Origin of the sequence: Enterobacter sp. PL1 (assembly GCF_945957325.1) — a bacterium.
GTDB lineage: Bacteria > Pseudomonadota > Gammaproteobacteria > Enterobacterales > Enterobacteriaceae > Enterobacter > Enterobacter roggenkampii.
The window spans coordinates 102834-128244 of sequence record NZ_CAMFKT010000004.1; the positions used below are offsets into that span (position 1 = coordinate 102834).

Annotated in this window: 20 protein-coding genes; 10 read left to right on the forward strand and 10 right to left on the reverse strand. The window is 57.5% G+C overall.

Going from position 1 to position 25411, the window contains the following annotated elements:
• The first annotated feature begins 1 nt into the window (after position 1).
• Entirely contained in the window at positions 2-223 is a 222-nt protein-coding gene (gene cspD, locus N6P30_RS05250; protein WP_008499993.1) for a cold shock-like protein CspD, read from the forward strand.
• 70 nt (positions 224-293) lie between these two features.
• Here the strand turns inward: cspD and macB are convergent, their stop codons facing one another.
• Together macB and macA are read right to left on the reverse strand one after the other, a co-directional pair.
• Positions 294-2234, reverse strand: a complete 1941-nt coding sequence (gene macB / locus N6P30_RS05255) for a macrolide ABC transporter ATP-binding protein/permease MacB (protein ID WP_023292894.1) — start codon at positions 2232-2234, stop codon at positions 294-296.
• Positions 2231-3346, reverse strand: coding sequence for a macrolide transporter subunit MacA (gene macA / locus N6P30_RS05260; protein WP_023292895.1), 1116 nt, complete (start codon positions 3344-3346; stop codon positions 2231-2233). The genes macB and macA overlap by 4 nt, the downstream gene beginning before the upstream one ends.
• A gap of 159 nt (positions 3347-3505) precedes the next feature.
• On the opposite strand from macA, the gene N6P30_RS05265 reads away from it, so the two are divergent.
• On the forward strand, positions 3506-4462 hold the full coding sequence (locus N6P30_RS05265) for a VirK/YbjX family protein (protein ID WP_023292896.1): 957 nt from the start codon (positions 3506-3508) through the stop codon (positions 4460-4462).
• Here the strand turns inward: N6P30_RS05265 and N6P30_RS05270 are convergent.
• Positions 4459-6117: an ATP-dependent endonuclease gene (locus tag N6P30_RS05270; RefSeq protein ID WP_021240893.1), complete on the reverse strand. Its 1659-nt coding sequence runs from the start codon at positions 6115-6117 to the stop codon at positions 4459-4461. The genes N6P30_RS05265 and N6P30_RS05270 overlap by 4 nt on opposite strands.
• Positions 6118-6407: 290 nt before the next feature.
• Here N6P30_RS05270 and aqpZ point away from each other — a divergent pair, with 290 nt between their 5' ends.
• From aqpZ to hcr, 4 genes are all read left to right on the forward strand, one after another.
• Entirely contained in the window at positions 6408-7103 is a 696-nt protein-coding gene (gene aqpZ / locus N6P30_RS05275) for an aquaporin Z (RefSeq protein ID WP_008499998.1), read from the forward strand.
• A gap of 170 nt (positions 7104-7273) precedes the next feature.
• On the forward strand, positions 7274-8173 hold the full coding sequence (locus tag N6P30_RS05280; protein WP_023292898.1) for a lysine exporter LysO family protein: 900 nt from the start codon (positions 7274-7276) through the stop codon (positions 8171-8173).
• Positions 8174-8317: 144 nt separating this feature from the next.
• Entirely contained in the window at positions 8318-9970 is a 1653-nt protein-coding gene (gene hcp, locus N6P30_RS05285) for a hydroxylamine reductase (RefSeq protein WP_023292899.1), read from the forward strand.
• Positions 9971-9980: 10 nt separating this feature from the next.
• A complete protein-coding gene (gene hcr, locus N6P30_RS05290) occupies positions 9981-10949 on the forward strand; it encodes an NADH oxidoreductase (protein WP_023292900.1) in 969 nt (322 codons plus the stop codon).
• A 460-nt stretch (positions 10950-11409) separates the two neighbouring features.
• Here the strand turns inward: hcr and N6P30_RS05295 are convergent, their stop codons facing one another.
• Complete coding sequence (locus N6P30_RS05295; RefSeq protein ID WP_008500002.1) at positions 11410-11844, reverse strand: DoxX family protein; 435 nt, start codon at positions 11842-11844, stop codon at positions 11410-11412.
• A gap of 151 nt (positions 11845-11995) precedes the next feature.
• Between N6P30_RS05295 and poxB the strand changes: the two genes are divergently transcribed.
• The 4 genes from poxB (at position 11996) to N6P30_RS05315 (ending at position 17307) form a co-directional block, all read left to right on the forward strand.
• Entirely contained in the window at positions 11996-13714 is a 1719-nt protein-coding gene (poxB, locus tag N6P30_RS05300) for a ubiquinone-dependent pyruvate dehydrogenase (RefSeq protein WP_023292901.1), read from the forward strand.
• A gap of 38 nt (positions 13715-13752) precedes the next feature.
• On the forward strand, positions 13753-14754 hold the full coding sequence (gene ltaE, locus N6P30_RS05305; RefSeq protein WP_023292902.1) for a low-specificity L-threonine aldolase: 1002 nt from the start codon (positions 13753-13755) through the stop codon (positions 14752-14754).
• 10 nt (positions 14755-14764) lie between these two features.
• Positions 14765-16201 carry an SDR family oxidoreductase gene (locus N6P30_RS05310; protein WP_023292903.1) on the forward strand — a complete coding sequence of 479 codons (1437 nt, stop codon included), beginning with the start codon at positions 14765-14767 and terminating at the stop codon, positions 16199-16201.
• A gap of 92 nt (positions 16202-16293) precedes the next feature.
• A complete protein-coding gene (locus N6P30_RS05315) occupies positions 16294-17307 on the forward strand; it encodes an NAD-dependent epimerase/dehydratase family protein (protein WP_008500006.1) in 1014 nt (337 codons plus the stop codon).
• A 160-nt stretch (positions 17308-17467) separates the two neighbouring features.
• On the opposite strand, the gene N6P30_RS05320 is transcribed toward N6P30_RS05315, so the two are convergent.
• From N6P30_RS05320 to gspL, 6 genes are all read right to left on the reverse strand, one after another.
• The gene (locus N6P30_RS05320; protein ID WP_008500007.1) at positions 17468-19279 is read right to left on the reverse strand and encodes a chitinase; all 1812 of its coding nucleotides are present in this window, start codon (positions 19277-19279) and stop codon (positions 17468-17470) included.
• 150 nt (positions 19280-19429) lie between these two features.
• On the reverse strand, positions 19430-19864 hold the full coding sequence (gene iagB / locus N6P30_RS05325) for a type III secretion system invasion protein IagB (protein ID WP_008500008.1): 435 nt from the start codon (positions 19862-19864) through the stop codon (positions 19430-19432).
• Between the two features lie 136 nt (positions 19865-20000).
• A complete protein-coding gene (locus N6P30_RS05330; protein WP_023292904.1) occupies positions 20001-22733 on the reverse strand; it encodes a glycosyl hydrolase family 18 protein in 2733 nt (910 codons plus the stop codon).
• Positions 22734-22990: 257 nt separating this feature from the next.
• Entirely contained in the window at positions 22991-23788 is a 798-nt protein-coding gene (locus N6P30_RS05335) for a prepilin peptidase (protein WP_023292905.1), read from the reverse strand.
• Positions 23785-24270, reverse strand: a complete 486-nt coding sequence (gene gspM / locus N6P30_RS05340) for a type II secretion system protein GspM (protein ID WP_021240906.1) — start codon at positions 24268-24270, stop codon at positions 23785-23787. The genes N6P30_RS05335 and gspM overlap by 4 nt, the downstream gene beginning before the upstream one ends.
• Positions 24267-25409, reverse strand: a complete 1143-nt coding sequence (gene gspL / locus N6P30_RS05345; RefSeq protein WP_032663882.1) for a type II secretion system protein GspL — start codon at positions 25407-25409, stop codon at positions 24267-24269. Before gspL ends, gspM begins: the two co-directional genes overlap by 4 nt.
• Positions 25410-25411 lie beyond the last annotated feature (2 nt).

The following is a 25411-nucleotide window of genomic DNA, read 5'->3' on the forward strand; positions in this document are numbered from 1 at the left end:
CATGGAAATGGGTACTGTTAAGTGGTTCAACAACGCCAAAGGGTTTGGCTTCATCTGCCCCGAAGGCGGCGGCGAGGATATCTTCGCTCACTATTCCACCATTCAGATGGATGGTTACAGAACGCTCAAAGCCGGGCAGTCCGTCCGGTTCGATGTCCACCAGGGACCAAAAGGCAATCATGCAAGCCTTATCGTCCCCATTGAAGCAGAGACGGTTGCATAGCTCTCTGTTTTATTGTGTACATCCCGCAGTCAAAATGCCAGCCCGATCGGCTGGCATTTTTATTTTCGGGTTATTCCCGAGCCAGCGCATCCACCGGATCCAGCCGCGCCGCGTTGCGGGCGGGCAACCAGCCAAACAAAATGCCGGTAAAGGTTGAACACAAGAATGCGGTAATAATGGCCACCGGCGAGAAGCCAATCTCCCAGCCGGGTAAAAAGAGCTGGAGCGCGAAGGCGATCATCATCGAGAGCGCAATCCCCATCGCACCGCCGACCAGACACACCAGCACGGCTTCAATCAAAAACTGCTGCAGCACGTCGCTGGCTCTGGCCCCGACCGCCATGCGGATGCCAATCTCCCGGGTACGCTCGGTTACCGACACCAGCATGATGTTCATCACCCCGATACCGCCGACGACCAGCGAAATCACCGCCACCAGCGTGAGGAACAGCTGAAGAGTACGTGTGGTCTTTTCTGCCGTTTTCAAGAGGCCGTCCATATTCCAGGTGAAGAAATCTTTCTTCCCGTGGCGCAGGGTGAGCAGCCGCTCAAGCTGCTGTTCGGCCATGGCGCTGTCGTAGCCCTCCTTCACGCGCACGGTGATGGAGTTGAGCCAGGACTGGCCCATAATCCGCCCGGAGATGGTGGTGTACGGCAGCCAGACGCGCAGGATCTTGCTGCTGCCAAACATCGACTGCTTCTCTTCCGCCACGCCGATGACCGTGGCAGGCATGTTGCCGACCAGGATCACTTCGCCCACCACGTTAGCTTTATTGGGGAAAAGCTGCCTGCGCGAGTTTGCGTCCAGCACCACCACCTGCGCCCTGCCCGCCAGCTGTTCGGCGTTAAAGGTAGCGCCTTCGCTGAAGGTCATACCGTAGACGTTGAAATAATCCCCGCTGACGCCGTTCGCGCTGGCCGCCACGTCAACATTGCCCACGCGCAGGCGCAGGTTTTGCGACACCGCAGGCGTGGCGGAGTTGACCCACGGCTGCTTCTGAATGGCCGCCAGATCGTCGTATTTCAGCGCCTGCTGATACTGAGGCTCGTCGTCACCAAAGTCTTTGCCGGGATAGACGTCAATGGTGTTGGTCCCGATTGCGCGGATATCGGCCAGCACCAGCTGCTTGGCCGCATCGCCCACCACCACAATCGACACCACCGAGGCGATACCGATGATAATGCCGAGCATGGTCAGCAGGGTACGCATTTTATTGGCCGCCATCGCCAGCCAGGCCATGGTCAATGCTTCACGAAAGCCGCTGGAAAATTGCCCCCATCCGGTTGATGCCGGAAGCACTTCTTTCGGTGCCGCAGCCCTGTACTCACGCGGCGGCGGGTTGCTGACCAGCTCGCCGTCGTGGATCTCAATGATTCGCTCCGCCTGCGCCGCCACCTGCGGATCGTGGGTCACGATAATGACCGTATGCCCCTGATCGCGAAGCTGGTGCAGGATCGCCATCACCTCTTCGCCGGAATGGCTGTCGAGCGCGCCGGTTGGCTCATCCGCGAGGATCACCTGCCCACCGTTCATCAGGGCACGGGCAATACTCACGCGCTGCTGCTGGCCGCCGGACAGCTGCGAGGGCTGATACTCCACCCGCTCCGCCAGCCCCAGGCGCGTCAGCAGCATCTGCGCGCGCTCGAGGCGTTTTTTCCGCTCGACGCCCGCATAGACCGCCGGAACTTCCACGTTCTGCGCGGCATTGAGGTGAGAAAGCAGATGGTAACGCTGGAAGATAAAGCCGAAGTGCTCCCGACGCAGCTTCGCCAGCGCGTCGCCGTCCAGCGTTGAGACGTCCGTCCCGGCCACGCGGTACGTGCCGCTGGTGGGTTTATCCAGGCAGCCGAGAATGTTCATCAGCGTCGATTTACCGGAGCCCGATGCCCCGACAATCGCCACCATCTCGCCCGCCTCCACCCGAAGGGAGATGCCTTTTAGCACCTCCACCGGGCCATCGCCCGACGGATAGCTGCGGCGAATGTCTTTCAGCTCAAGCAATGCCGTCATTTCGCGGCTCCGGGCAGGCTTTCGCTGATGATAACCTCCTCACCCTCTTCCAGCCCTTTCACCACCACCACGTCGGTGTCGTTGCGCGCGCCAATCACCACTTCGCGCTCGCGCGTTTCGCCGTTGCGCAGCACTTTCACTTTATAGCGGCTATCACCGGCGGACTCACCCAGCGCGGAGAGGGGAATGGTCAGCACGTTCTTCACGCCGGTCAGCTGGATATGCACCTGCGCGGTCATGTCGAGACGCAGCACGCCCTGCGGGTTCGGCACTTCAAAACGGGCATAGTAGAAGATGGCGTCGTTAACCTTTTCCGGCGTCGGGAGAATGTCTTTCAGCACGCCTTCGTAGCGCGTCTGCGGATCGCCCAGCACCGTAAACCAGGCATTCTGCCCCGGTCTGAGATGGATAACGTCCGCCTCCGAGACCTGAGCTTTGACCAGCATGGTGCTCATGTCCGCCAGCGTCAGAATGTTGGGCGCCTGCTGCGCGGCAATCACCGTCTGCCCCTGCAGCGTGGTAATTTGCGTCACTTCCCCGGCCATCGGCGCAACGATTTTGGTGTAGTCGAGGTTGGTTTTCGCCGTATCCAGCGAGGCCTGGTTGCGTTTGATTTGCGCGTCAATCGTGCCAATCTGCGCCTGCTTCACCGCCAGTTCCGTGGTGGCCGTATCTAAATCCTGCTTCGAGATCGCCTGGGTTTTGGCCAGCGCCTGCTGACGGGTCAGCGTCACCTGGGCCAGGTTACGCTCTGCCTGCGCCTGCGCACGCTGCGCGCGCAGCTCCATCAGCGTGGCTTCCACCTCGCGGATCTGGTTCTCGGCCTGTTCAGGATCGATCACGCCGAGCAGCTGGCCTTTTTTTACCTTATCGCCAATCTCAACCGACAGCGTTTTCAGCTGACCGCTGACCTGCGCGCCGACGTCAACCTTGCGCAGGGCATCAAGTTTGCCCGTCGCGAGGACGTTTTGTTGCAGTTCGCCCGGACGAACAATCAGCGTCTGATACTGCGGCACCGGCGCATTCAGCACCTGCCATAGCCAGTACCCGCCGGCTAACACCACGACCGCCAGCAGCAGAAACAGCGTTCTGCGTTTTCCCTTGAGGTTCATAAATATTCCAAATAAATGTTCTGGCAATGATAAATGCTGATTCTATCTAAACGACTCCTCAACGAAACCCCTGTTCTCCGAAATCGTCACAATTTGTTTACGAGACGTTGAACGTTCGCCTGCTGAAATGGAGATCTTCATCAAGAAGCAGGATCTAACATGTCTTCCATCGTCGATACACCTTTTTCAAACCTGCCACAGCCTGCATCGGGTTGGCAGCTCTTCAGTCATCTGGCTTCCGGTAAGCTCACGCCAGGGCTGGCGTGGCAAAACCCCGCCTATCGACGTAAATTCATGCTACGTTCGCTGGCGACGCCTGTAAGTACCGCTCGCCTGTTGACGAGCCTTGCAAAACAGCCGAGCCTGATGCAAATGCTGCAGGTGCAGCCAGGACTGCCGTGCCGTCTGCATCGCCCCTGGCTGACGGTGAATATGGATCGCCAGCAGGCCCTTGAGTCCCTTAACTGGCACTATCAAACGATGAGCCGCCATATGCCGGCATCGCTGCTCTCGGGCTATCTGTCGAAAAAGGGCTTCACGCTGCTCACCTTAACCGGTAAAGATGAAGAGCAATTTACCGTCCGCCTGTGCGCCGATGCGTTTCTGGATAAAGAAGGGGAAGCCACCCTCGCCTTCTGCGACCATCAGAATACGGTGCTGGCCGAGATGACCTTCACCCTGTGCCAGCTTGAGGGAAAATCGACGCTGTTTATCGGCGGCCTGCAGGGCGCAAAAGCCCACGTTCCCCATGAGCTGATCCAGGGTGCGACGAAGGCCTGCCATGGTCTGTTCCCAAAACGTCTGCTGGTCGAAGCTGCCATGACTCTCGGCACCGCCTTCCCGGTAGAACAGATTGTCGCCGTCAGTAACGACACCCATATTTATCGCAGCTGGCGCTACCGCAAGAAAAAAGAGGGGAAACTGTTGGCCGATTACGACAGTTTCTGGATCTCCATCGGCGGCGAAAAGCAGGATAGCGGCAACTTCATGCTGCCACTCGTCATGCCGCGTAAACCGATGGAAGAGATTGCGAGCAAAAAACGCTCCGAATATCGCCGCCGCTACGCGCTGCTGGACAGCCTGATTCAGCAGGTGAACCAGGCGACTCAACGTTAATCCGCTCTCCCGCGTGCCAGCCACAGCACGCGGGAAAACATCTTCCGCAGCAGGGTCGGCACCGCCTCCACGCCCCGTCTCCCCGCTTCCGTCGCCACTTCAATGGCTAAATCCGGTTTTGAAGAACGATGAATAGCTTTGGCGATCACGCGCCGCATGTTCATCGGGACATCGACCGGCACCATGGCAATTCGGTGGAATACGTCGTCGAACCCCTGACGATACATAAAGTGCTCCATGTCCATCGCGGGCAGCATGGTTAAATGGTCGCGCTCTTCCTCGCGCTCGTTATTCAGCAGGCTACGCACGGTCGAGGCATATTTTTTGCCCGCCTCATCACCGTCGACCAGAACGTGCCACTCGATCCCCATCCGGCGGGCAAATTTTATCAGCGGCTTGAGTCCCGACTGGGCAAATTCAATCACCTTGATGCCTTCCGCATCAAAATGGTGGCCGCACTGGCGCGCCAGTTCGTTGATGACCCAGGTTTCCGTCTCTCCTTCCACCAGCAGCCAGCAGCGGGCAAAGAGCGACGACGCGCGGTTAAAGCGAATATGAAACGCGATGCGCCGCCCGTCTTCCGCGTTCAATCCCCCCGGGCCTAAGCGGAAGGCGGAGACGCGGGAAGATTCACGCACCAGACGACAGACGTGCTCGACCGGCGTCAGCGATAATAATTCACCGGAATTGGTGGTCGTAACGCGCTGGAGCGGCAGCAGGTTCAGCAGATGCCATGCCACGGAGAGCATGATGGGATGCAGGCGCGTTTCCGGGTCTTCCACCAGCAGCAGCGGCCGGGCGTCCCGGTCAAGACGCACGGTGCCTTTGGCCTGCAGAAGCGTTGAAAACAGCCCCAGCAAAATCACCCGATGGGTACGACCGCCGGGCCGGTCGATCATCCGGTTAATGATATCGAGGTAGCGCCAGCTGCGCTGTTCGTCATGAGAGCGGCGGCGCATGAGGCGGTGGCGCGACTCCGACGTTCCCTGCTCGGAAAAATAGTGCTCCAGCAGCTGTACCATTGCGGACAACCCCTGACGAATTTGACCGTCGGTCAGATTCTGCGGACGCGACACCAGCTCTCTCGCCAGAAAATCCAGCTCGCGGGCGGTGACTTCCACTTCCGGCATATTCGGTACGGTACCGTTACGGATACGCCGCATAAAACGCGCGTCGCGCAGGCGCAGCACCGGCGTCAGGCGGATCAGGTGGCGGGCCAGATCGTCGATATTGTCCAGCGGGATCGGGCTGGCCTTCTCATCAAGAAAATCACGCAGGGTCAACACGCCCTCGTTTTCCGCCATCTCCCCTTCCAGCCGGTAGAATATCCGGTGGAAACCGTCATCGCACGGTACCCAGCAGGGTGACAGCGGGCGGAAGCGACGCACGCGATGACGTCCGGGCTCGGACTCGCGGAACGTCAGGATGATATGCAGGTGCTTCTCGCGCCCCGTCACGTCGCCGGGGGGGAACCAGAAATCGTCGCGAACGAAGTGATAAAGATCGTCTTCGGGCGAAAGCAGTAACGTCAGCGCATCCAGCAGGCTGGACTTACCCCAGGCGTTCTCGCCGATCAGGACGTTGTTCTGTTCCAGCTGCAGCGACAGGCGGTTAATACCGCGAAACCCGACAATTTCCACACGTTCGAGAAGCATAAATCCCCCGCGCAATGTTCACTTTTTCCTTTAAGTTATCAGCAGTATAGCGGGAGGCGCCCTGTCACGACAGCACAACATTCACCCTGACAAGAATTGGTCTATGCTCTATTTACCGCTGATTTGAACAAGGATTGACATCACATTGCCTTAAATCAAATTAATCGAATTTATTTAAGTGGCGAAGGGGTGTTATTGGTTTCTAAAATACGGACTCTTTGAGTCGTCATCCCTTTATGGCGATATATCCCGCGCGCGGGAAAGCGTGCGGAAAATTATTTGAGGTGGTTATGTTTAGAAAATTGGCAGCAGAATGCTTTGGTACATTCTGGCTGGTATTTGGTGGCTGCGGTAGCGCCGTTCTGGCAGCAGCATTCCCGGAATTAGGTATCGGTTTTGTCGGCGTCGCGCTGGCATTTGGTTTAACCGTATTAACCATGGCCTTTGCCGTGGGGCATATTTCCGGCGGTCATTTTAACCCGGCAGTGACATTAGGTTTATGGGCCGGCGGTCGTTTTCCGGCGAAAGAGGTAATTGGTTATATTGTCGCTCAGGTGGTGGGCGGTATTATCGCAGCGGGCGTTCTGTACGTCATTGCCAGCGGTAAAGCTGGCTTCGACGCGGCGGCCAGCGGCTTCGCCTCTAACGGCTTCGGCGAGCATTCTCCGGGCGGTTATTCCATGCTGTCTGCCATCGTGATTGAAATTGTGCTGACCGCAGGTTTCCTGCTGGTGATCCACGGCGCAACCGACAAACACGCGCCAGCCGGTTTCGCGCCGATTGCCATTGGTCTGGCACTGACGCTTATCCACCTGATCTCCATTCCGGTTACCAACACCTCCGTTAACCCGGCACGCAGCACCGCCGTCGCCATCTTCCAGGGCGGCTGGGCGCTTGAGCAGCTCTGGCTGTTCTGGGTGATGCCGATTATCGGCGGTATCCTGGGTGGCGTGCTGTACCGCACGCTGTTGGAAAAACGCGATTAATTGCGCGCGGTGTCGGGTGGCGCTAACGCTTACCCGACCCACGCGAGTGTGCACTTGTAGGCCGGGTAAGGCGCAGCCGCCACCCGGCTTTTTTATTGCCGCTTTACTGAACAGTCTTTATTGGGTAGTGTCTCTGGCGCTCAACAGATACTCAAAAGGACCGGCTGTTCATGTTTTCAGGACTCCTCATTATTCTGCTGCCCCTGATTGCGGGCTATCTCATCCCGCTGCACAGAGAATCCGCATTACGGCTTATCAACCGTTTTCTCAGCTGGATTGTTTACGTCATTCTTTTCTTTATGGGGATCAGCCTGGCCTTCCTGGATAATCTGGCGTCGAATCTGCTTTCCATCCTGCATTATTCTGTGGTCACCGTGGTGGTTATTTTGCTGTGTAATATCGCCGCATTATTCTGGCTTGAGCGCACCATTCCGTGGAAAAACCATCATCATCAGGAAAAACTGCCTTCCCGAATTGCGATGGCGCTGGAATCATTAAAACTGTGCGGCGTCGTGGTGCTCGGTTTTCTTCTTGGGCTGACCGGCTGGGCATTTTTACAGCACGCGACAGAGGCCAGTGAATATACGCTAATTTTCCTGCTGTTCCTGATCGGTATCCAGCTGCGAAATAATGGCATGACGCTGAAGCAAATTGTTTTAAACCGTCGGGGAATGATGGTTGCGGTCATTGTGGTCGCCAGTTCCATGGTGGCGGGCGTCATTAACGCCTTTATTCTCGATCTGCCGCTGAAAACCGGTCTGGCGATGGCGTCAGGCTTTGGCTGGTATTCCCTCTCCGGTATCCTGCTGACCGAATCCTTTGGCCCGGTCATCGGCAGTGCCGCCTTCTTTAACGATCTGGCGCGCGAGCTGCTCGCCATTATGCTGATCCCGGGGCTGGTTCGCCGCAGCCGCTCTACCGCGCTGGGCCTGTGCGGCGCGACGTCGATGGACTTTACCCTGCCAGTATTGCAACGATCTGGTGGACTGGAGATGGTGCCCGCCGCCATCGTTCACGGCTTTATTTTAAGCCTGCTGGTTCCGGTTCTGATGGCCGTCTTCTCGGCCTGATACCTCTTTGGCGGTAGGGTGCCTGCCGCCAAAATTGCGCTAAATCAATCTCCCTCTATTTTGTAGCAGAAAGCCCTTTTCTCCGTTCTGGCACAGGCATAACCTTAAACATGTATATCAAATATAACTTTAACAGGTGTGATTATGTTTTGTGTGCAATGTGAACAAACCATCCGTACCCCGGCAGGCAATGGCTGCTCTTACGCACAGGGTATGTGCGGCAAAACCGCAGAAACATCTGACCTGCAGGACCTGCTGATTGCCGCCCTGCAAGGCCTTTCCGCATGGGCGTACAAAGCCCGCGAATACGGCATCATCGACCACTACGTCGACAGCTTCGCCCCGCGCGCCTTCTTCTCCACGCTGACCAACGTTAACTTCGACTCTCCGCGCATTGTTGGCTATGCCCGCGAAGCCATTGCCCTGCGTGAAGCGCTGAAGGCGCAGTGCATGAAGGCGGATGCTAACGCCCGCGTGGAAAACCCGATGTCTGACCTTCAGCTGGTGAGCGACGATCTGGGCGAGCTACAGCGTCAGGCGGCAGAATTCACCCCAAACAAAGACAAAGCAGCGATTGGCGACAACATTCTCGGCCTGCGCCTGCTGTGCCTGTACGGCCTGAAAGGCGCTGCGGCCTATATGGAACACGCGCACGTGCTCGGTCAGTACGATAACGACATCTACGCCCAGTACCATAAAATCATGGCGTGGCTGGGCACCTGGCCTGCCGATATGAACGCGCTGCTGGAATGCTCAATGGAAATCGGCCAGATGAACTTCCGCGTGATGAGCATTCTGGACGCGGGTGAAACCGGCACCTACGGCCACCCGACGCCGACGCAGGTCAACGTCAAAGCGACCGAGGGCAAATGCATCCTGATTTCCGGTCATGATCTGAAAGATCTCTACAACCTGCTGAAGCAGACCGAAGGCACCGGCGTTAATGTCTATACCCACGGTGAAATGCTGCCAGCGCACGGCTATCCGGAGCTGCGTAAATTCAAGCACCTGATCGGTAACTACGGCAGCGGCTGGCAGAACCAGCAGGTGGAATTTGCCCGCTTCCCCGGACCTATCGTGATGACCTCTAACTGCATCATCGACCCGACCGTGGGCGCGTATGACGACCGCATCTGGACCCGCAGCATCGTCGGTTGGCCGGGCGTGAGCCATCTTGAAGGTGACGATTTCGGACCGGTGATAGCGCAAGCGCAGCAGATGGCAGGTTTCCCGTACAGCGAGATCCCGCATCTGATCACCGTCGGCTTCGGTCGTGAAACCCTGCTCGGCGCCGCTGACTCGCTGATCGATCTCGTCAGCCGTGAAAAGCTGCGCCACATCTTCCTCGTCGGCGGCTGCGACGGCGCGCGCGGCGAGCGTAACTACTTCACCGATTTCGCCACCCGCGTGCCGGAAGACTGCCTGATCCTGACCCTGGCGTGCGGTAAATACCGCTTCAACAAGCTGGACTTCGGCAACATCGAAGGCCTGCCGCGCCTGATCGATGCGGGCCAGTGTAACGATGCTTACTCGGCCATCATTCTTGCCGTTACCCTGGCGGAAAAACTGGGCTGCGGCGTCAACGATCTGCCGCTCTCCCTGGTGCTCTCCTGGTTTGAGCAGAAAGCGATTGTCATCCTGCTCACTCTGCTCTCTCTGGGCGTGACCAACATCGTGACCGGCCCGACAGCGCCAGGCTTCCTGACGCCGGACCTGCTGGCCGTGCTGAACGAGAAATTCGGCCTGCGTTCCGTGACCAACGTTGAAGACGATATGAAGCAGCTGCTGAGCGCGTAAGGAGTAATTCATGACCATGCCAACCTCACACTGCCCGTGGCGGATGCAGGTGCATCACATCCATCAGGAGACGCCGGATGTGTGGACGCTGTCGCTGCTGTGCCACGACTACTATCCGTACCGAGCCGGTCAGTATGCGCTGGTTAGCGTTCGCCATTCGGCAGACACCCTGCGCGCCTACACCCTCTCCTCCACGCCGGGCGTGAGCGAATACATCACGCTCACCGTCCGCCGCATTGATGACGGCGCGGGCTCGCAGTGGCTGACCCGTGACGTGAAGCGCGGGGATTATATCTGGCTCTCCGACGCGCAGGGTGAATTCACCTGTGACGACAAAGCGGACGATAAATTCCTGCTGCTGGCGGCGGGCTGTGGCGTGACGCCGATCATGTCAATGCGCCGCTGGCTGGCAAAAAACCGCCCGCAGGCCGACGTGCAGGTGATCTTCAGCGTGCGCTCTCCGGACGATGTCATTTTTGCCGAGGAGTGGCGTGATTATCCGGTGACGCTGGTGGCTGAGCACAACGCAACGCACGGTTTTGTGCCCGGTCGCCTGAGCCGCGAGCTGCTGCAAAGCGTGCCGGATATCGCGAACCGCACCGTGATGACCTGCGGCCCGGCGCCGTACATGGCTATCGTGGAAGAAGACGTGAAAGCGCTCGGCGTGACCCGTTTCTTCAAAGAGCAGTTCTTCACGCCGGTGGCGGAAGCGGCAACCAGCGGGATTCAGTTCACCAAACTGCAGCCTGCGCAGACCTTCTTTGGCCGCGTGGGCACGACGCTGCTGGAGGCGCTGGAAAGCAACAACGTACCGGTGGCGGCGGCCTGCCGTGCCGGGGTGTGCGGCTGCTGTAAAACAAAGGTGGTTTCCGGGGAGTACACCGTCACCAGCACCATGACGCTGTCCGACGCGGAAATTGCCGAGGGTTACGTGCTGGCGTGCTCGTGCCATCCGCAGGGCGATCTGGTCCTCGCATAAACAATAAACGTTCGTTCGTAGGCCCGGTAAGCGTCAGCGCCACCGGGCTTTTTTGCCGGGTGGCACTGCGTTTACCCGGCCTACGTTGTGCCTACTGCCTGTTCGGCATTGGACCCTAACCACCGACGCTTACCCGGCTGAAGTGCTTTCTAAGCTGCCTGTACGGCAGTGAACTCTGCTGCTGTAGTGGCCGTCTCCGCGCCGGTTTTCTAAGCTGCCTGTACGGCAGTGAACCGGCATATGCTGTTTCTGGCGCTTATAAACATTTTCTAAGCTGCCTGTACGGCAGTGAACCTGGAACAATCTACACCTATCTTCTTGTGATATAAAGAAATCCCCCTAAAATTCTCCGTAAACCCTTTTTTCATCACCAACAATTCACCGTTTTGAAATCAACAACTTAAAACTTACCAATAAAAAAGGGTCCGTAGACCCCTTCCCTCGGAACAGATTCCAACCCCTACCGCCACGCAGGTGCTTTCCCCAGCGCAAACCGCCCTGCCCCTAAAAACGCCACCGCCAGCGAGCCGATAAAGAAGTACACCAGGCTTTCAATCGCCCATGCCCCGACCTTGTCGAGCGCGAATGTCTCATCTAATCCCACCATCAGCCACGCCACGATCATCGTAAACGCCAGCACCAGCGCGGCCGGGCGCGTAAAGAGCCCGACAATAATCAGGATCGGCGCCACCACTTCGCCAATCAACACGCCGTAGGCAATAAACCCCGGCAGCCCTTTCTCCACCAGCATGCCGCTGATAAAGCCCACCCCACCAAACAGCTTATGCAAACCGTGAAAGAGCATCAGCCCGCCGACGGCAAGTCGTAACAAGAGTTTGCCAAGATCGTCGCACGATAGCTTTTCATTAACAGCAATTAACAATGATTTAACCATTTGAAATGATTCCTGTTTTCACTGAGGTATCACCAGATTATGCCGAAGCGTTACGCGTGAAAAGCACCTTTTAATTGGGGGGATGTGACGGGCAATACGGAGACTTTCTTCTAAGCTTGTAAGCGTTATCACAAAAAGGAGACGGACAACCATGAAACAAACCGTGGCTGCATATATAGCGAAAACGCTCGAACAGGCTGGCGTAAAACGTATCTGGGGCGTCACCGGCGATTCCCTCAACGGACTCAGCGACAGCCTCAACAAGATGAAGACCATTGAATGGATGCCGACCCGCCATGAAGAGGTTGCCGCGTTCGCCGCAGGCGCTGAAGCACAGCTTACGGGTGAGCTGGCCGTCTGCGCCGGATCCTGCGGGCCGGGTAACCTGCACCTGATCAACGGCCTTTTCGACTGTCACCGTAACCACGTTCCGGTGCTGGCGATTGCCGCCCACATCCCCTCTTCCGAAATCGGCAGCGGCTATTTTCAGGAGACGCATCCGCAGGAGCTGTTCCGTGAATGCAGCCACTATTGCGAACTGGTTTCATCCCCGGAGCAGATCCCGCAGGTTCTGGCGATCGCCATGCGCAAGGCCGTGCTGAATCGCGGCGTGTCCGTGGTCGTTATCCCGGGCGACGTGGCGCTCAAGGCCGCGCCGGAAGGAGCCAGCACCCACTGGTACCATGCCCCCCAGCCGGTGGTGACGCCAGCCGAGGAGGAGCTGAAAAAGCTGGCGCAACTGCTGCGTTACGCCAGCAATATCGCCCTGATGTGCGGCAGCGGCTGTGCGGGCGCGCATAAAGAGCTGCTGGAATTTGCCGGAAAGCTGAAAGCCCCGATCGTCCACGCCCTGCGCGGCAAAGAGCACGTCGAATACGACAACCCTTACGATGTGGGGATGACCGGTCTGATCGGTTTTTCCAGTGGCTTCCACACCATGATGAACGCCGACACGCTGATCCTGCTCGGCACCCAGTTCCCGTACCGCGCGTTTTACCCGACGGATGCCAAAATCATTCAGATTGATATCAACCCGGCCAGCATCGGCGCGCACAGCAAGGTCGATATGGCGCTGGTGGGCGACATCAAATCCACCCTTGTCGCCCTGCTGCCGCTGCTGGAAGAGAAAACGGACCGCAAATTCCTTGAAAAAGCATTGAGCGACTATCGCGATGCCCGCAAGGGTCTGGACGACCTCGCCAAACCGAGCGACAAAGCCATTCACCCGCAGTATCTGGCGCAGCAGATCAGCCATTTCGCGGACGACGATGCCATTTTTACCTGCGACGTAGGCACGCCAACCGTCTGGGCGGCACGCTACCTGAAAATGAACGGCAAACGCCGACTGCTCGGCTCGTTCAACCACGGCTCGATGGCTAACGCCATGCCGCAGGCGCTGGGCGCAAAAGCGACAGCGCCGGAGCGTCAGGTGGTGGCGATGTGCGGCGACGGCGGGTTCAGCATGCTGATGGGTGATTTCCTGTCGGTGGTGCAGATGAAGCTTCCGCTGAAAATCGTGGTCTTCAACAACAGCGTGCTGGGCTTCGTGGCGATGGAGATGAAGGCAGGCGGCTATCTGACGGACGGCACCGAGCTGCACGACACCAACTTTGCCCGCATCGCCGAGGCCTGCGGCATCACCGGCATCCGCGTGGAGAATGCCTCCGAGGTGGATGAAGCCCTGCAGCGCGCCTTCTCCATCGACGGTCCGGTGCTGGTGGATGTGGTCGTCGCCAAAGAGGAGCTGGCCATCCCGCCACAGATCAAGCTGGAGCAGGCCAAGGGCTTTAGCCTGTACATGCTGCGCGCGATCATCAGCGGGCGCGGTGACGAGGTGATCGAACTGGCAAAAACCAACTGGCTCAGGTAAAACATCTGGCATCGCCTTTTTAAATATAAGGACATGCCATGATTGATTTACGCAGTGATACCGTTACCCGCCCGAGCCGCGCCATGCTCGAAGAGATGATGGCCGCCCCGGTCGGGGACGACGTCTACGGCGATGACCCGACGGTCAACGAACTGCAGCGCTATGCCGCAGAGCTGAGCGGAAAAGAGGCCGCCCTGTTCCTGCCCACCGGCACGCAGGCCAACCTGGTGGCGCTGCTCAGCCACTGCGAGCGCGGTGAAGAGTATATCGTCGGCCAGGGCGCGCATAACTATCTCTACGAAGCGGGCGGTGCCGCGGTGCTCGGCAGCATTCAGCCGCAGCCGATCGACGCTGCGCCGGACGGCACCTTGCCCCTTGATAAAGTCGCGGCGAAAATCAAAGCCGATGATATTCATTTTGCCCGCACCCGTCTGCTCAGCCTCGAAAACACCCACAACGGCAAGGTCCTGCCGCGCGAATACCTGAAGGCGGCGTGGGAGTTTACCCGCGAGCGCGGGCTCGGTCTGCACGTGGATGGCGCGCGCATCTTCAACGCCGTGGTGGCGTACGGCTGCGCGCTGAAAGAAATTACGCAATATTGCGACTCGTTCACCATCTGCCTCTCTAAAGGGCTGGGCACCCCAGTGGGTTCCCTGCTTGTCGGCAACGCGGACTACATCAAGCGCGCCAACCGCTGGCGCAAAATGACCGGCGGCGGCATGCGTCAGGCGGGTATTCTGGCGGCTGCCGGGCTGTATGCCCTGAAAAACAATGTGGCGCGCCTGAAGGACGATCACGACAACGCCGCGTGGATGGCGGCCGAGCTGCGTGAAATTGGCGCCGACGTGATGCGCCACGACACCAACATGCTGTTCGTCCGCGTGGGCGACGATCGCGCCGCTGCGCTTGGCGAGTTCATGAAAGCACGTGGCGTGCTGATCAACGCCTCACCTGTGGTGCGTCTGGTCATGCATCTCGACGTCAACCGCGAGCAGCTGGCCGACGTGGTAAAACACTGGCAGGCGTTTTTACAGCGATAAGGAGCATCACGTGCCGCAACGCATTCTGGTGCTCGGCGCCAGCGGGTATATCGGTCAGCATCTCACCGCGGCGTTAAGCCAGCAGGGGCACCAGGTGCTGGCTGCGGCACGCAATACCGAACGCCTGCAAAAACTCGGTTTGCCGGGCGTTACCTGTCACAACGTTGACCTCAACTGGCCAAAGGCGCTTCCCGCGCTGCTGGAAGGGGTCGACACGCTTTACTACCTGGTGCACAGCATGGGTGAAGGCGGAGATTTTATCGCCCACGAGCGCCAGGTAGCGATGAACGTCCGCGATGCCCTGCTGCAAACCCCGGTGAAGCAGGTGATTTTTCTCAGTTCACTTCAGGCACCTGAACGCGAGCAGTCCGATCACCTGCGCGCCCGCCAGCTGACGGCGGACATCCTGCGGGGGGCCAATATCCCCGTCACCGAACTTCGCGCCGGGATCATCGTCGGCGCCGGCTCTGCCGCCTTCGAAGTGATGCGCGATATGGTCTACAACCTGCCGGTGCTCACGCCGCCGCGCTGGGTCCGTTCGCGCACCACGCCGATTGCGCTGGAGAACCTCCTGCATTATCTGGTGGCCCTGCTGGATCACCCGGCGGAGCAACACCGCGTGCTGGAAGCCGCTGGTCCTGAAGTATTGAGCTATCAGGCGCAGTTCGAACATTTCATGCGCGTCAGCGGCCGCCACCGCTGGCTGATCCCCATTCCCTTCCCGACGCGCTGGATTTCGGTGTGGTTTTTGAATGTCATCACCTCGGTGCCGCCGACGACCGCCAAAGCGCTGATCCAGGGGCTGAAGCACGATCTGCTGGCCGACGATCGCGCGCTGCGCGCCTTGATTCCTCAGGATCTGATCCGCTTTGACGATGCCGTGCGCAATACGCTCAAGGAAGAAGAACAGCTGGTGAACTCCAGCGACTGGGGCTACGACGCCCAGGCCTTTGCCCGCTGGCGGCCTGAGTATGGTTATTACCCGAAACAGGCGGGCTGCACGGTGAAAACCTCCGCGAGCCTGGCCGCGCTCTGGGAGGTGGTGAACCAGATTGGCGGCAAAGAACGGTATTTCTTCGGTAATCTCCTCTGGCAAACGCGCGGGGCGATGGACCTGCTAGTGGGCCACCGGCTGGCGAAAGGCCGCCCGGCACGCCCGTATCTTGAGGTGGGCGACGCGGTCGACAGCTGGAAGGTGATCATCGTCGAACCGGAAAAACAGCTGGCGCTGTTGTTCGGCATGAAAGCCCCGGGGCTGGGCCGACTCTGCTTTACCCTGAAAGACAAAGGCGATCATCGTGAACTGGACGTGCGCGCCTGGTGGCATCCGCACGGAATGCCGGGTCTGTTCTACTGGCTGTTGATGATCCCTGCCCACCTGTTTATCTTCCGGGGAATGGCGAAACGCATTGCGCAACGGGCAGAACAAAAGACGGAAAAGATCTAAATAAAACTCTCTTTCTTTCACCTTTCCCATTGCATAGCGCCGTAATTCACGAAAGAATGCGCACGAAATTCTTTTCAACACAGTGGATAGCTATGAAGGTACTGGTTACCGGGGCGACCAGCGGCTTAGGCCGAAATGCGGTCGAATTTCTGCGCAACAAGGGCATTAGCGTCAGGGCTACCGGTCGCAACGAAGCGATGGGTAAGCTGCTGCAAAAAATGGGCGCAGAGTTCGTCCATGCCGACCTGACGGAGCTGGTCTCCTCGCAGGCGAAGGTGATGCTCGCCGGTATCGACACGCTATGGCACTGCTCCAGTTTTACCTCCCCGTGGGGGACCCAGGAAGCCTTCGATCTCGCCAACGTGCGGGCCACCCGCCGTCTGGGGGAATGGGCCGTTGCCTGGGGCGTGCGTAACTTTATTCATATCTCCTCCCCGTCACTCTATTTCGACTATCACCACCATCGTGACGTGCAGGAAGATTTCCGCCCTGCTCGCTTTGCATGCGAGTTCGCCCGCAGCAAGGCGGCCAGCGAAGAGGTCATCGACCTGCTGGCGCAGTCAAACCCGCACACCCGCTTTACGGTCCTGCGTCCGCAGAGCCTGTTCGGGCCGCACGATAAGGTATTTATTCCGCGTCTGGCGCAGATGATGCACCATTACGGCAGCGTGCTGCTGCCGCGCGGCGGCGATGCCCTTGTGGATATGACCTACTACGAAAACGCCGTTCACGCCATGTGGCTGGCCAGCCAGCCGGACTGCGATAAGCTGATCTCCGGTCGCGCCTACAACATCACTAACGGCGAACCCTGCACGCTGCGCAGCATTGTGCAGCGGCTGATCGACGAGCTGCAGATCAACTGCCGTATCCGTTCCGTGCCCTACCCAATGCTGGATATGATTGCCCGCAGCATGGAGCGCTTTGGCAGTAAAACAGCCAAAGAGCCTGCGCTGACGCATTACGGCGTCTCTAAACTCAACTTTGACTTCACGCTGGATATTTCGCGGGCGGAGAATGAGCTGGGGTATAAACCGGTTGTGACGCTGGATGAAGGGATTATGCGCACGGCGGCGTGGCTGCGGGATCACGGGAAGCTGCATCGCTAGCCTTTTTGCCCGGTGGCGGCTTCGCCTTACCGGGCCTACAACGGCTCCGTACTGACCCCTCGCCCCTTAGCCTCATGTAGGCCGGGTAAGCGCAGCGCCACCCGGTAAAAGACAGAGGGTGCAAATACGAAAACGGCAACCCGAAGGTTGCCGATTGCTTTTACAGAGCCGTCCAGGCATCAGCCCACGCCAGGCCAGCGCCGGGTTCGTAGTATGCCGGGGCATTGTTACACCAGCCGCTGTACGGGAACGGTTTGCACTGGAACAGTTTACCGTGGTTGTTCACGATATCACCTGCGTTGTACTTGCTGTTCGCGCTCCAGGCGGCGTAAGAGCCGGAAGTGCCTTCGTCCTTAGACTCGGCTTTCGCTTTCACATTCAGCAGGTAGGACGTGGTGCTGGTCAGTTCACCATCGCTGACGGTCAGGCCGATTTCGTACTGCTGAGCCGTTGCCGACTCTGGCGCCTTGAAGGTCACCACCGCTTTGTCCTGACCGGTCACGGTCTGGCCATCCTGGGAACGCCAGGTGTAGGTCAACTTGTTACCGTCGGCGTCAGTGGAGCCTTCCGCGCTCAGGGAAACCTGCGCACCCGCTTCAACCGCCCCGATTGGGCCCGCAATCTGCGCCACAGGGGCGTGATTCACGGTAGCCGGTTCAACAGGGGTGGTATCTTCCGCTGGCGTCGTATCCGCTGGCGGCGTGGTGTCAGCCGGGGTTTTGTCTTCCCCTGGGGTCACGGCTGAGCCGTCGTCGTTAATGATGTTCACGTTATAGAACTTCTTAACGCAGTTGGTGTAGTCACCCTCTTTGAACGCGCTGAACGGCGTCTGGTACCCCACCAGCTGGCAGGAGTAGGTCTTACCGTCCGGCGTATCCGGGCTCCACCCCCAGTCCTGCTCCCAGTAGATCTTCAGCGCGCCGGCGCCGCCTTCATCGAACTGCTTCATGTTGGCGCAGCCCAGCACTTCATTCGCCGGAACAGGCACTTTCAGGTAGTTCGCGAACTCTTTGTAGTACTTGATGCGGTTTTCAGACTGGGCAATCTCGGTTGGGCCGCCGCACTCTACGCCACCGTTGATGATCTGGGTGGTCACGCCGAAGCCCGGAACCAGACCGTTGGCTTTATCGTGATCGTTTGGCTGCCAGGTGCCGTCGATAACCTGCAGCATGCTTGGTTTTGGCGGCTGCGGATAGGCGAAGAAGAAGATCGCACTCGCCAGGTTCAGCCAGGTATCCGCCACCAGCTCAGGCTTGTCGAGCAGGGTGCGGACGGTGCCAAACATCGCTTCAGAGAACGGACCGTAGTTATAGTTGTAAGACAGCTGCTTCGCGCCGCGGCCAAAGTAGCTTACGAAGTCGCCGTCTTTGTCTTTACCGCATGGCCAGGTCTGCCCCTGCCAGATGTCTGGGTTACATTCGCCGTTATAGCCGCCTTTCTGGCCTTCGGTCCAGCCCATTTCACGGACGTGAACCAGGGCCTGACGCCACTCGGCTTCCGGACGCCAGCTCTCATGGCCGCCGGTTTCCTGCGCAAAGTGGGCGAACATGGTCGCCAGCTCTTTGCGGCAGATGGCGTCGCTGTCGCGACCATCGTTATAGGTCTTACACAGTGCCGGGAATTTACCAACAGCCTTCAGGAAGTTACTGTAGGTATAAGACTGAGCGCGCAGCGGGAAGAGATATTCCCAGTCGCTGGCCTTCACGATCCCTTCAACGCGCTTGACGTTGTCAGGGTTCGAGGCACGACCTGGCTCAATCTGCTCTACGAGGCTATTGTCCAGGGTCGCAATGGTATCCTTCACCGAAACCATCAGCGGGAAATTGGTCAGCTCTTTTTCCTTTTTCGCCAGATCGCTGGCTTTCATGGTGTACGGCTCACTGCTGGCCGCCTGCAGTGATGCAGCCTGGGCCATAAAGGGTGCAATACATGCCCCCGCCACGAGAACGCTCAGTAATGTCCTTTTCGTCATTTCAAATAATCCTGTATTTAAGCAACTAGGGTGAGTACATTCCCGGCTTATGTATTACTCCCTTAATAAATAAGCCAGAGAGTGTGGTTCTTTTTCATTTTCTGAAGAACACCGAAAGGAATTCTTCAAAAAATAAAAATAATGCTACGGTTATTTACCCGATTTTATTTGCTGATACTTCGCCCACACTTTATGGGCATAACGCATGCGCTGCGGATAATTTTCTTTTTTCAATCCGGCGTTATACGCGCCCACCGCTTCCCAGTTATAGCCATACACGTTTATCATCCCGGACAGGATGGAGGCGCCGACCATAATGGAGGTACAGGGCTCATTAATAAGCTGATTTTCATCAATACCCTGACGTTCTAACTCACTGAAGTGTGAGCTGTTAATCTGCATCAACCCGACGTCACGCGTGCCGTCGTGGTTCCAGCCTACCGCGTGGGGATTCATTCCGGATTCGACTTTGGCAATTGCATACAATAACCACGGATCGACATGATAATAATGTCCGGCGTTATCCCAACAGTTCGCGAATACGCTTTGACTAAACAGCAGTAAAAATATAATCACGCGTTTCATGAGCACCTGCTTTTTAAATACTGAACCTCTTTCCGCTCATCATTAGCGATAATGCTGAAGTGTTGGTCACACCCGAAGTGGGGTGTGACCAACTATTGCGGGTTGATATCATTCCCGCAATCCACGGTTCAGAAGGTTATTTGCAGTCTGTTGAAGGACCTTCTTTCACCCATACATCGCTGTTAGCCGGGTTGTCACCGCGGGTCCACCATTTGGCACGGTAAACGTTGCCCTGGTAGGTTGTGGTTTCACCGCCGTTATAAACCAGGTCAGAACGCCAGTTCATCTTCACGTTGCTGACCAGCTCCCAGGCATCCACACCGAAGCCAGGCTGGTTGCCTTGCGTCCAGTACTTCGCTTTCCACACCAGATGGTCGAAGCTCACGGTATCGCCACTGTTGTAGATTTTGCTGGCATCCCACGCGGCATATTTGCTGGCGTTAGCATCGACAGGCGCATCGCAGCTACCGGTTGCAGCCCCTTCGTCAGATGGCGGGGTCACGTCATCAGACGGAGGCGTAACTTCATCAGAGGGTGGCGTTACGTCATCAGACGGAGGTGTAACCTCATCAGACGGTGGTGTAACGTCAGCCGGTTTCGGATTCACGGTTACCTGCACGTTAGACTGCACGCTGGTTTTGCCGTCGCCTACAACTACGCTCAGCGTATAGGTAGACGTGGTGGCAACGTCTGGTGCAGTAATCGTCACGTTCGCGGTATCGGTACCGGTTGCATGCATATCCGCTGGCACGCTCCAGGAGAAGGTCATCGCATCACCGTCTGGATCCACAGCCTGCGCGTGCAGAGCATAGGTTTCTCCTGCCTGCAGCGTCACTGCCTCCATTGCGTTCACGACTGGCGCCTGGTTAGCTTTTGGCGCTTTATTCACAACCTGCACATCAATGGCGTTGCTCAGGCCTTTAGCATCCGTAACCGTCAGGCGGAACACCATGGTCTGATCGCTGGTCGCTGCCGCAACGTTGAAGGTTGCTTTCGCTTTGGTGCTGTTGGAGAGAGTTACAGATGGGCCAGAAACCTGGGTCCATTTGTAGGTAATCGCATCGCCGTCTGGATCGCTGGAAGCAGAACCATCAAGCGTGACGGTTGCCGGGCCAGAGACGTTCTGATCCGCAGAAGACGCGATTGGCGCATGGTTGGTGACGACCGGATCGACCGGGGTAGAACCGCCCAGCAGACTTTCGTTCATCGCGTTCAGGATGTCGCCGGTATCAGAGTCAATAGACCAGGCAAAGAGTCCGCCCAGGTTTTTCGACAGCACATACTTGCCTTTAGCGGCGGTAGAGCGTGCATCTTCATAGGTGATCAGGTCGCCGGTAGACTTATTGAAGACATATGGCGCTTCAGCATTCGCGTCGTAACCATATTCCCAGCCAGGCTTGCCTTTGTACTCGTTAACGATCTGACGGTAGTCGACCACGCCAGGTTCCCAGGTACCTTTCACCATACCGGTTGCGGTACCCGTGAATGGATTGTCACCGGTGTAGCCATGCACGCCAGTCCAGCCGCGGCCATACATGCCCGCACCCACCACGATCTTGCCTGGCTGTACGCCCTGAGCAAGCAGCGCGTCCACGCCGTTCTCGGTGGTGTAGTTCGTGTCCGGACGCCATGACGGTGCGCGCAGTGCGGCCTGGTGGCCCAGCTCGGTGTTGCTCCAGCCGCCGTAGAAGTCATAGCTCATCAGGAAGATGTGGTCGAGGTACTGCTGAGCAGCGGTGTAATCCACGTCTTCGATCTTATCGCGGCCCGCACCGATGGCGCTGGTCAGTTCATAGGTACGGCCAGTCTGTGCAGACAGCTCGTTCAGCATGGTGCGCAGGTCATGCATCAGGGCGGTATACGTCGCTTTATCCTGCTGCGGGTTACCCAGGTGTTCGCTCACGCCGCCGCCGCCAGGGAATTCCCAGTCGATATCCACACCGTCAAAGAACTTCCAGGTCTGCAGGAAATCTTTCACAGAGGAGACGAAGCGGGCACGGATTGCCGGGTCGCCCATGTGGAAGAACGGATCGGACAGCGTCCAGCCACCGATGGATGGCAGCACTTTTAGGTCCGGATGCGCTTTTTTCAGCGCCATCAGCTGGCCAAAGTTACCTTTGTACGGGTCGTCCCAGTTGGAGACGCCAGACTGCGGTTTTTGCAGCGCAGCCCACGGATCGTGAATGGCGACGGTATAGTCCGGACGGCCCGCGCAGTCGCGCTGCAGTACGGAGAAGCTGTTACCGCCTTCAACGGTTTTCAGGCCATCGTTGATGCCGTCGCCGCCACAGATTGGAATAAAGCCATAGAGGATGTGGTTAAGGTTCGCTGCCGGGATTTTATCAACCGGGAAGTTACGATCGTAAACGCCCCATTCAGGGAAATACGCCGCAACCACTTTATCAGTATGTTTGGCGAACGTTTTGTTGTTCTCCTGCAGCGGCGCGTTCAGCGGCAGCAGATGGCTGCCGTCGGTGTCCGCCACGATGATCAGCTTGCTGGCGCTTTTGGTACAGCCGCTGGCATTACAGACTTCCACCTGCTCCTGATAACGTCCGCCCTTTTTCACTTTAAAGGTGGCTGAGCCGCTTGCACCAGCTGCGCCGGTCCACACGGTTTTACCATCCAGCAGCACTTTGGCAGACGTTGGCGCGTCGCCGCTCCACACGTTCCACTCGACTTTCACATCCACGCCGTCGTTATGTACCTTGACGAGGCTGTTGTAATCCTGCGCGGCCTGATCCACCTCGACCAGCGCAAATTTATCATTGCCGGAGCCGATGGTCGGTGCACCTGGCGCAGCAGCGAATGCAGAACCGGTTGCCGCTGCAATAAAGAGCGCCAGATATTTAGGCTTAATAAATTTCATTTTTCTTTCCTGATAAATTTATTCGTAAACGAAATTGATCCATGTCTTCCTTTAGAACATGGAATGATATTCACATAGTGCGTTTTTAAATACGCAGACAGCCGTTATCCAAACCTTAAAGACGCGTTGTATTCCTCCATTAAAAGATACAAGCTAAAAATCCGTGTAGCTTATGCCTTTTACGATACACTGAGGATAAAAGGTCGTCCTTCTCTTTCCTCGTCGAAAATATTGATAAAAAAACTTGACCCGGTTATTTAATAGGTATTCACAAATAGCTGGCAGGTATAGAGCGCTATTCCAGCAAAAGCCAGATAAGGTCCGAAAGCGATGGTTAGGTTATTTTTATTCGATTTATTTAATAGCAAATAGCCCACTATGCCACTTAATGCGGCAATTAATTCAATCGCAGGCAGTGACTGCCAGCCGCACCAGGCGCCCAGCGCCGCCAGCAGCTTGAAATCGCCGTAGCCCAGCCCTTCCCGACGGGTAAGCAGACGAAACGCCCAGTACACCAGCCAGAGCGAAAGATAGCCTGCCACCGCGCCCAGCAGCGCATCCCGCAGGAGCAGCCCGTGGCTGAAGGCGTGGAACAGCAGCCCGGCCCAGAGCAGCGGCTGCGTCAGGCAGTCGGGCAGCAGTTGGTGCTGTCCGTCAATCATCGCCAGCGGCAGCAGAAAGGCCGCCAGCACCCACAGCGAGAAAAGGGATGCTAAGTCCGGTATCCAGCGGGCGGTGAGGCCAAAGAACACCGCCGTCAACAGCTCGAGTAAAAATAACCGCAGCGGAATCGGCGACTTGCAGCAACGACAGCGTCCCCGCAGCGCCAGCCAGCTCAGCAGCGGGATGTTCTCCCATGCGCGCAGAGCATGCTGGCAGACGGGACAGTGTGACGCCGGGAAAAGCAGGTTGCTGCGGCTCTCCTCCTCTAGCACCATCCCCGGCACGCGATCCACCACAACGCCGAGAAAGCTCCCCAGGATCGCGCCGAACACGCCGCTCATCGCGGCAAACCCGACGGGATAACTCTCCCGGACGAGTATCAGCCCGTTCATGCCACTTTTTTCCAGGTCAGCTGGATTTCGGCCTTCACGTCGCTCAGATGATCCACGGGCGTGAGGTTCATTTTCTCCAGCCTGACGCCTGACGCGAGGTTCATCTCCCGCAGCCAGTTTTTTAATTCATACACGTTGACCCGGTTCACGACAAAGGCCAGAGTCTGACCGTCCTGACGAATATCGGTCAGCGTCAGGTTGATTTCATGCGCGCTATTCTCCACCACGCTGCGTGGATTATCGGTTTTCACCTGTAGCACCGGCAGATGATTTTTATCAATTTCTGTTTTCATCCAGTTTACCGTTTCAATTTGTCGCGCCAGCGTTGCCTGGCTATTTTTTATCATGTTATCCAGAGGAATTATCCCTGCGTAATAGATGACGGCGCTGCATAAAGCTCCCGCCGCTATTTTTAAAATGAATTTTTCTCTGGTGCTGTATTGTTGATAACGAGATGTAAACTGTGCAATTCGCGCTTTCATTTATATTTCCCTGTAATCATGGCCGTATACGGCGCGTCCTTTGAAATAGGCTGTAACGTAAAATCAAAATTCGTGCTGGCCTGATGAATGAATTCCTGTAATGCCTGCGCGTTTTGCGCACTCACGCTTAATGTCAGGGCTCCCTGCGTGTCGTCATATTCAAACAGCGTAATTTCCATCGACGGAACGGACTGACGGATCTTTTCCAGTTCGTCCATCTGCAAAAAAATGCCTTTGGGCTGCTTCTTGATGTTCTGCCCAAAATGGTACTTAAGGTTGGTCTGGTGACGCATACTCGGAAAATGGTGTTGATAAAGCTCGACCATCTCCTGCTGCACCTGATTTTCCCGATCTGCCAGCATCCACGCCAGGGTGATGCGGGGGCCGAGCAGCAGGCCCAGAGAGAGAAGCCCCATCACCGCGACGGCGGCCTTCATCCCTTTCGCCGCCCTCGCGCTGGTCGCTTTCGCGCTGAACGCACCGTGCAGCACGTTGACGCGGCACGCCCGCCACTGCGGCTGGATCAGCACCAGCGGATGTTCTGCCGCCAGCTGTTCGTCAACCTCAATGCCCGGCGGGATGTCCCCGTAGCAGCGGACCTCGCCCTCTCCGGCTTTTTGCATCAGCAGCGGCAACAGGCCAACCTCAACGTTACAGGCGATATGCGGCGACAAGCGCAACCAGTAGTTCTCTTCCCGCGCAACCAGCGTGCTTCCACCCGCCGTGACCGGCAGCAGCCAGGCGTCAGGCAGGACCTGAATGACCTTCAGGCCCGCCTCGTGAAAGCGGGTCAGCCACTGCTGCAGGCGGGCGGAATCTATCGCCACGGCGTCCACCTCGGCGCCTTTTTTGTTCAGCACCGTCCAGTGGAGATCGTCCACCTCACCAATCAGAGTCTCCTCCGCCATCCACGAGAAGGCGGTCGCCTGCGACGCCATTTTCTTCGGCAGCGTAAAGTGGCGGAAGATCATCTCACTGGCGGGCAGCAGCAGACACACGCGCGCAGCAAGAGGATGGTCGGCAAGGGTATGCAGCGCCTGCGGGGTGTCCAGGGTTGTAACCTGTTCGCTTCCCGACTCACACCACATGATTTTCCCGTCCTCACGGCTGTCGGGACGAACAAAAAGGACCTGTTTCATAG

Excerpts from the sequence above, each read along its gene's own strand:
- cspD (WP_008499993.1), top strand. The coding sequence starts at position 2 with ATGGAAATGGGTACTGTTAAGTGGTTCAACAACGCCAAAGGGTTTGGC.
- macB (WP_023292894.1), bottom strand. The coding sequence starts at position 2,234 with ATGACGGCATTGCTTGAGCTGAAAGACATTCGCCGCAGCTATCCGTCG.
- macA (WP_023292895.1), bottom strand. The coding sequence starts at position 3,346 with ATGAACCTCAAGGGAAAACGCAGAACGCTGTTTCTGCTGCTGGCGGTC.
- N6P30_RS05265 (WP_023292896.1), top strand. The coding sequence starts at position 3,506 with ATGTCTTCCATCGTCGATACACCTTTTTCAAACCTGCCACAGCCTGCA.
- N6P30_RS05270 (WP_021240893.1), bottom strand. The coding sequence starts at position 6,117 with ATGCTTCTCGAACGTGTGGAAATTGTCGGGTTTCGCGGTATTAACCGC.
- aqpZ (WP_008499998.1), top strand. The coding sequence starts at position 6,408 with ATGTTTAGAAAATTGGCAGCAGAATGCTTTGGTACATTCTGGCTGGTA.
- N6P30_RS05280 (WP_023292898.1), top strand. The coding sequence starts at position 7,274 with ATGTTTTCAGGACTCCTCATTATTCTGCTGCCCCTGATTGCGGGCTAT.
- hcp (WP_023292899.1), top strand. The coding sequence starts at position 8,318 with ATGTTTTGTGTGCAATGTGAACAAACCATCCGTACCCCGGCAGGCAAT.
- hcr (WP_023292900.1), top strand. The coding sequence starts at position 9,981 with ATGACCATGCCAACCTCACACTGCCCGTGGCGGATGCAGGTGCATCAC.
- N6P30_RS05295 (WP_008500002.1), bottom strand. The coding sequence starts at position 11,844 with ATGGTTAAATCATTGTTAATTGCTGTTAATGAAAAGCTATCGTGCGAC.
- poxB (WP_023292901.1), top strand. The coding sequence starts at position 11,996 with ATGAAACAAACCGTGGCTGCATATATAGCGAAAACGCTCGAACAGGCT.
- ltaE (WP_023292902.1), top strand. The coding sequence starts at position 13,753 with ATGATTGATTTACGCAGTGATACCGTTACCCGCCCGAGCCGCGCCATG.
- N6P30_RS05315 (WP_008500006.1), top strand. The coding sequence starts at position 16,294 with ATGAAGGTACTGGTTACCGGGGCGACCAGCGGCTTAGGCCGAAATGCG.
- N6P30_RS05320 (WP_008500007.1), bottom strand. The coding sequence starts at position 19,279 with ATGACGAAAAGGACATTACTGAGCGTTCTCGTGGCGGGGGCATGTATT.
- iagB (WP_008500008.1), bottom strand. The coding sequence starts at position 19,864 with ATGAAACGCGTGATTATATTTTTACTGCTGTTTAGTCAAAGCGTATTC.
- N6P30_RS05330 (WP_023292904.1), bottom strand. The coding sequence starts at position 22,733 with ATGAAATTTATTAAGCCTAAATATCTGGCGCTCTTTATTGCAGCGGCA.
- N6P30_RS05335 (WP_023292905.1), bottom strand. The coding sequence starts at position 23,788 with ATGAACGGGCTGATACTCGTCCGGGAGAGTTATCCCGTCGGGTTTGCC.
- gspM (WP_021240906.1), bottom strand. The coding sequence starts at position 24,270 with ATGAAAGCGCGAATTGCACAGTTTACATCTCGTTATCAACAATACAGC.
- gspL (WP_032663882.1), bottom strand. The coding sequence starts at position 25,409 with ATGAAACAGGTCCTTTTTGTTCGTCCCGACAGCCGTGAGGACGGGAAA.